This is a genomic window from Streptomyces shaanxiensis (genome assembly GCF_039537145.1).
Taxonomy (GTDB): domain Bacteria; phylum Actinomycetota; class Actinomycetes; order Streptomycetales; family Streptomycetaceae; genus Streptomyces; species Streptomyces shaanxiensis.
The window spans coordinates 445,496-452,924 of the sequence record NZ_BAAAZY010000003.1 but is presented as its reverse complement, the minus strand read 5'-3'; the positions used below and the strand labels follow the sequence as shown (position 1 = coordinate 452,924).

The window sequence follows — 7,429 nt, the reverse complement described above, 5'->3', positions numbered from 1 at the left end:
CGAGTTCGTCATTGGTTCGGTGACCGTGGAGCGGCAGGAAGCGGAGGGCCCTCAGGATGCGGGAGCACTCCGCGGATTCCCTTTTCGACCGCGTCTCCCAGCAGGTCGTCGAAGAGGCCGGCGATCCGGGAGGCGATTTCCTCGGCGAGCGGTTCCGGGAGGTCCTTCGCCAGCAGCTTCTTCTTCACCGCGGCTTCAACGGCACGGCCTGCCACATTTCTGCCCAGCTTGCCGCCGCCGGCGTCCAGACCTTCGTAGTAGGCCGTTCCCAGGATGCCGATCACATCTCCTGCCAGACCTATGCCTTCCGCCAGCTTTCCGTAAGGACCACACGGCAGGAAACGGCACGCCGACCCGATGTATCCCATCCCTTTGGATACGTTTTCCGGAAATTCGGTAACCATCGACTTCTTGATGTCTTCGATGAGCTTCTCGTGAATGAGCTTCAGTCCCTTTTCGTGCTCCTCCAGCAGCTTCTTCTTACCCTCTTCCCATTCCTTGTCAGAAATGGGCACGAAAAGCGGGTCCGCTGCTTCGGGCCCGGGCGGTTCGCTCGCCCGCTTCTCCGGTTCCACGGGTGCGCGCGCCACCGGCTTGTCCGGCTTCGTGGGCGTACGGACGGCGGACTTCGGCCGGACCGGGGCCTTCTTCTCGGAGACCTCGGGCCGAGGAGCGGGCGGCTCGGACGGGGGAACGACCTCGACTTCAGTTTTCGACTTCGGGTACTGAATGTCGACCAACGTCCCCACGTATGCTCGCCCTCCCCGGAAGCTCTTGGGCCAGCCCATGCTTTCGACACCCGTCACTTGAACGATGTACGACGGGCGCTTTCCGAGCGTGTCATCCATCCGGTAGGTGAGACAGACCAGGCCTTCGCCCTCTATGCACCGCCGACCGTCCCGGTCCACGTTCCGTACAGGGTTTCCTCGCACATATGCGTAGAGATTGAGGCCGTCGGAGATGTGTGCCGGGTCGGTGCTGGTCCATCTCCCCAGCCAACCCGCGCAATACCGAGCCCCGTGATATCCCAGCCGGCTCTCCTCGTCCCGTTCCCGGCCCGTGAAGCCGTACCGCTTCGGCGGGTCGGTGCGGTTGCCGGTCGCCCGGTAGGACGTCGTGCCGTACGGGTGGTACTCCTCGTAGGAGATGACCCGGCCGGTGTCGCTCAATTCCAGTGCGGCGGAGTCGAGATGGTCGCCGAACTGGTAGCGGGTCAGCCGTGCCGGGGAGCCGTCGTTTCCCGTGGTGCGGCTTTCGATCAACGCAAGGCGGTGGGTGTCGGCCATGACGTGGAGGGTCTGGCGTTCCAGCGTCACGGTCGTGCCGTTGGGGTCGTAGATGCGGTAGAGCTCGACACCGCCCAAGTAGACGCGTTCGTGCAGGCGCTTCCCGGACGGTGACTCCGTCACCTTGCGGACGCGGGCGCCCGAACCGTCGTACACGTAGTACGTGGTGGTGGGGGCTGCGCCCGGTGCGGTCACCGTCGAGGCCGTGGAGTGGAGTTGGTCGCGGTGGTCCCAGGTCATCACGGGCAGGTGCGGCATGGTCGTGGTGTTGCCGTGCGCGTCGTACGTGTACGGCTCCTTCTCCGTCGAGTTCTCGAAGCGGGTCCAGGACAGACGGTTGCTGTGCACAGACGCGTCGAGGGCGCTCTGCTCCTCGTATCCGAAGAGCCGGACCCAGCCGGGGTGGGCGGGGTCGCTGCCGACGTGGGTGAGGCGGACGAGGTTGCCCGCGAGGTCGTAGACGTAGGACTCGGTGTAGCGGCCCAGCAGGTTGCGGTCGCCGGGGTGGTCCGTCAGCGGGGCGATCGTGCCCGCCGCGAGCAGGCCGAGGTCCTCACGGCCGGTGGCCTCGACCAGCCGGTACAGCGCGTCGTAGGTGAACCCCGCCTCCGGCTCCACCCGGACGTTGCGGAAGAACTCCGTCTGCTGCGCGTCGTCCCGGACGGCGGTGATGTTCCCGGCGGGGTCGTAGGTGTACGACAGGTCCTGGTAGGCCTTGCCGCCGCGCCGCGTGTGCAGTCGGCGCAGCCGGAAGGTCAGCTCGTCGTAGGTGTAGTCCGTGGCCGCCCCGTTGCCGTACTCGACCCGGGTCCGCTGCCCCTTGGCGTTGTAGTCGGCGTTCTTCACCAGGGTCGAGAGCGCCGCACCCCGCACCGACACGGACACGCTCTCCAGCAGACCCGCCTCGCTGTAGGCGACGACAGTCGTGCTGCCATCCGGCGTCGTCACGGCCACGGGGCGGTTCAGCGCGTCGTACACCGTGGTCGCCGCGGCGAACTCCGGTTCCAGGGGCGGGTTCGCCGACCAGTCCGGGAGGGTTCGGTAGACCGCGGCCAGGGCACGCCGGGAGGCCACGAGGTTGCCCCTGAAGTCGTAGCCGGTGAAGGTCGTGACACCCGCCTGGTCATGGACCCGGTAGGGCTTGCCCCGCAGGTTCGCGCCTGAACCCGCCCCCGCCCCCTGCCCTTCGCCGTACACCGTCCGGTCGGTGAGCGTGTCCGCACCGGACGTGTCGCGCAGCCACACCTCCACCGGCCGCCGCGCAGCGTCATGGACCGTGCGCACCCTGTGCCCCCGGCTGTCCCAGCCGTACAGCTGTCGGCCCGTCGCGTCGGGGAGCGTCCACCGCGTCCCCGCCTCCATGCTCACCGTCCGGATCCGCTGGCCCAGCAGGTCGTAGGCGTAGGCCATGACCAACCGGCCCCGCGCATCGTGTACTTCGCGTACGTTCCCCTCGATGTCGAGGCGCTGTCGCGCGATGTGCGCGGTGTGCGCGGTGTTCTTCGCGGAGAGCGTCTCCGTACGGAAGATCCGGCCGAGCGCGTCGAGGTCGGTGCGGGAGGGGGTGCCGTCGTGGGCCGCCGCCTTCGTGGCCGCGGCCTGCTCAAGGGGCCCGAGGTCGCCGCCCGAACGCATCGCGTACCAGGTCGGCAGTACGTCGTCCCGCGGCAGCCGGGCGATCAGCGCGCCCACGTCGGGGTCGGAGCGGGGGTCCGCACGCAGCACGGTGTCGTTGACGTCCCACGTCGTGTGCCGCCAGGCGTCGAAGACGACCTTGTCGTAGGTGTGGTCCGGGTGCACGGTGGCGACGACCCGCTGCAACGGGTCGTAGAGCAGGATCGCGCCGACGCCGACGGTCTTCTCGAACTCGAAGCCGGGCCGCGGGCTGAAGAAGGGTTCGTAGCGGCGTACCGGGTTGCCCTTGTTGTTGAAGACGGTCCAGCCGGAGCCCACCCACTGCGGTGCTCCCGCCGCGTCGGGCTCCGCGTGCACCTTGGTCTGGATCTCGCGGCCGAACCCGTCGCCGTAGACCAGTCGGTGCTGGACGGCGGTCCGTTCCCCGGCGGTCAGTGCGGACGTGTGGGTCTCACGGCTGATCGTCGCGACGGCGGGTGGGGAAGGGCGGGCGGATCCACGAGTGCGGTGGTAGGCGAACAGGTCGTACACGAGGCGGGTGGTGGCCCCGGCGAGCAGCGTGTGCGGGTCGGCGAGCGGGTCGCGCAGATGGTCCGCGACCTGGCTGTCGGTCAGGTCGGCGGTGAGCCGTGCCGTCGAGTCGCCGAGCGACTCGGTCGCCTTGCCCATGACCGCGGTGGCGGCGACAAGGCCCAGGCTGTCGAAGACGACCTCGGTGCGGTTGCCGTTGGCGTCGGTGACCAGACGGGGCTTGAGGACCCGGTAGTCGTTGTCCGCCGTGGCGACGTTGCGGACCGGGTCCTGGGTCCGGCGGACGAGCAGCGCGTCGTCGTCGTAGTCCACGAGGCTGTCGTGTCCGAACGGGTCGCGGAACCGGGTCGGCAGGAAGAACTGCCGCCGTGCTGTGGCCAGTTCAACGTCGGGCGGGTCCTGGGGGTTGTCGGAGTAGAAGACCCGCCCCGACGGCAGCCACCAGTCGCCCGCCTCGTCCTGGTAGCCGCACTCGGTGCCGAGCATCGCGGCGCGGTCCGCGGCCGTCAGCAGGTCCTTCCCGTCGCGCCGGTACACGTGGGTGATCAGGCCGGGGGTCAGGGCCAGCTTCAGGGTGGTGTACGGCAGCGCCCGCGGCCCGGTCCGGCCGAGCGGGAGGGCCCCTTGGCCGTCGTCCAGGTCCTCGCGCCGGAACAGGGTGCGGACATGCTCGATCCGCCGCCGTCGTACCGCTCCGGCGAGCACTCCGGTGCCGAGGTCGTCCTCGTAGGGCGCCTCGGGCGCGGTCGCGGCGGCCGCGCAAGCGGCCTCGACTGCGCCGAAGGACAGCAGCCGGTGGCGCGGTACGGGCGAGCCGACGCCGTACAGCTCGTAGGTGCGGGCGTCATACGGCAGCGGGGCGCGATAGGCGTCCGCCTCCTCAACGGGCCGGGTGTGGTCGGTCTCGGTGCAGGTGACGTGGGTGTGCCGTTGCCATGCCTGGTCCTCGGCCGGGAGGTCCGCGGCATCGGCGCGCCGTCCGTAGGCGATCGCGGCGGCGGCGAGGACGTTCCCGTAGGAGTCGGTCCTCAGCGTCAGGGTGTGGCTGACCCGGGGGTCCGTCGTGCGCTCGTAGTGGAACTCGACCGTCTCGCGCGCGTGCACGGACGTCACGGCGTACCGGTTGCCGGCGGCCACCGACTGCCACTGTTCGATGGTGTGGTTGCGTTCGGAGACCGTGTACGGCACACCGCTGCCGGAGTCCAGGGCGTAGACCTCCTGGCGAAGCACCGACCCCTTCAGCGCCCGGCGGGCCTCCCGCTCGTCGGCCGGTGCCATGTCGGGGCGGGGCAGCACGGTGTCCGGCAGGAGCAGGTCCTCGGCGGGCAGGCCCGGTTCGCGGTAGTACTCGCTCTCGTACTGGCGGGAGACCTGGCTGCCGCGGGAAAAAGCGCCGGTGTGGTACCAGGTGCGGGTCAGCACGGGAGGGACGTGGGAGGCGGCGTCGACGTTGGCGGGCGGCGGTCCGGAACCGGGCAGGACGTCGTACTTCTCGGTGTCCAGTTGGTCCACGCGGCCGAAGCCGCGGAACTCGCGGTCCTCGTAGTGCCCGTGGTGATACGAGTACCGCGTGGTGAAGACGCTGCCGGCGATCCGGTCCCGGGTGCGGACCGAGGCGACGACGTGGACCGGGAACGGCAGCCGGGTCGCCCAGGGGGTTCCCGCGGCCCGGTCCGCGAGGTGGTACCTCGTCGACGGGGCGTAGTCGACGAGGGTCTCCGCGCCGAGGTTGTTGCGTATCTCCGTCAGCAGATGGGGTTTCGTGCCGCCCATGAGATCGACGTAACGCACGTCGGCGCGACCGCTGTCCGGACCGGTCGGGGTCAGGACCAGGCAGGCGGTGCCGTTGCCGAGCAGATCGGTGACGGTGACGTCGGCGGAGCCCGTGCCGCGGGGCAGCGCGGCGAGCCTGCGCGGCGGGTCCCAGCGGTTGCCGCACTGGTTGAGCCAGAGGCGGACCGAGTCGGGGCCCAGGTAGCACACGTCGGCGCAGCCGTTGCCGTCGGTGTCGAGGAGCCGGATGCGGCGGGGGTCGAACCGTTCGGCGGTGTCGAACCACGGGGCGTCGTCCATGGTGACCTTCGCGCCGAAGCGGCCCCCGAGGCACGGCCAGTAGCAGATCTCGCCGTTGCGGATGCGCACCAGGGCCGCGAGGCCGTCGCCGCACATGTCGGCCGTGAAGACGGTCTGGGTGCCGTCGTTGAACAGCAGCCGGGGGCCCGCCCGTTCGTCGCGCGCCCACGGGACGTGCAACGGCGGTCCGAAGCCCTCCTCGCCCAGTGACGGGTAGTACGTCAGCCCCTCGTCACCGGTCAGTACGGCGTCGGGGCGGCCGTCCCCGGTGACGTCGAGCAGTCGCAGGTTCGGGTCAGCCCAGTCGATGTCAGGCAGCGAGCGAAAGGGGGTGAAGGGCGACCAGCCGTCCGAAGCAGTCCGGGTGTGGAACCCGGCGACTGGGCGCGTGAAGTCCACGAGCTGGGGCCGCCCTTCGCCCGCGAGGTCGGCGAGCCGCCCGTGTCGCCCGGTCGTCGGACGGGTCGGCACCGGCACCGCGGGGGCCAGCCGGGCGGTGCCGTCGGTCTGCAGCGGCCCGAGGTTGGCCTTGTACAGCCAGCCGTCCGGCACCTCGACGAGAGCACCGGCCAGTCCCTCGCCCTGAAGATCGGCCCACTGCGTCGCGCCGGGCGACAGGTGGGCGGCGCTGCCGGGGTCCAGGGTGCGCAGTTCGTCGCTGACCTCGGTCGTGCTGTAGGCGAGGTCCAGCGGCGGGAGGGACTTTCTGCGGTAGCCGCCGGGACGCCTGGAGTAGCCGTGGACGGTGACCGAGGCGAGGAGCGAACCGCGGGGCTCGCCCTGGACCGGGTCCCCGCGGTAGGCAAAGTCCATGGAGCGGACCAGGCAGTCCCGCCCGACGTCGGCGGCGTCGGGAAAGTGATGGAACATCAGTACCCGTTGGCACAGGCGGTGGCTGCGGATCTCGAAACCGGCACGGTAGGTCGAGAAGGGGTCACGGCGGCAGGCCCAGGCCCGCCCGGGCGCGGGCTGCGGGGAGGGGGCCTCGACGTGGTGCTCTCCGTAGTCGAAGACCACCTCGAACATCCAGTCCGTACGATCGGTCAGCGGCTCGCCCGCCACGTACGGTGTCCGGTTGCCGTACAGGATCCGCTTGATGTGCCGCTGTGTCCCGCGCGGCCGCCGTCCCCGCTCATGGGACCGGTGCAGGTCCACGCCGGCCGCGTCCTCGGGCTTGTACCGGTACAGGACGGCGTTGCCCTTGTCGTCGTGGCTCTCGGAGGGCAGCCAGGTGAAGACGCGGCGGGCGTCGTCGGGGTCGGTGATCCGGCTCCCGCCACTCGTGCCGTACAGCGTGGTGACGTTGTCGCGGCTGATGGTGCGCCAGTGGGCGATCCCGGTCCCGGTGTCGGTCCAGCGCTCGATGCAGGTGAACGCCGCCTCCACGCGAGGCCGATAGCGTTCAACGCGCCAGCGGCCGCGGACGGTCGCCGCACGCCGGACGCCGGCCGCCTGCAGTTCGGGGACGAGTTCCTGACCGAGGAAAAGGTGGTCGTCGGAGTCCGGGGCGTTGTCCCGGTACCGGGGCACCCCGCGGTCGGTCCGCCGGGTGACGAAGGGCAGGGCGAGGTCCCAGCCGATGCCCCATCGTCCGTTGCCCGTACCGGAGTTGTACGTGAGGGCCAGCTGCGGGGTGGCGCCGGGCCGGCCGGGGCTGAGGGCGAGCGGGATCGTCAGCGTGCCGGTGCCGGTGGCGGGCATCGTGGTGAAGGTCTCGTCGATGCCACGGATCGCGCCGCCGCCCTTGGGCAACGAGACCGTCGGTGGCGCGAGGGGGGCGTCTTGCCGGGCGGCTTCGGGCGCCCCCTCGTGCGTGGCCTCGGGCATGGCTGGTCCCCTCCCAAAGGTCGTCGCGCACCGTGCGCCGGGCCGGGTACGCCGTTCGCGGCACACCCAACTCCTTT

1 protein-coding gene is annotated in these 7,429 nt (G+C 70.5%); it reads right to left on the bottom strand.

What is annotated here, in order from left to right; all coding sequences use genetic code 11:
• Positions 1 to 8: 8 nt before the first annotated feature.
• Positions 9 to 7,352: a SpvB/TcaC N-terminal domain-containing protein gene (locus ABD932_RS04110; protein WP_345008683.1), complete on the bottom strand. Its 7,344-nt coding sequence runs from the start codon at positions 7,350 to 7,352 to the stop codon at positions 9 to 11.
• Positions 7,353 to 7,429 lie beyond the last annotated feature (77 nt).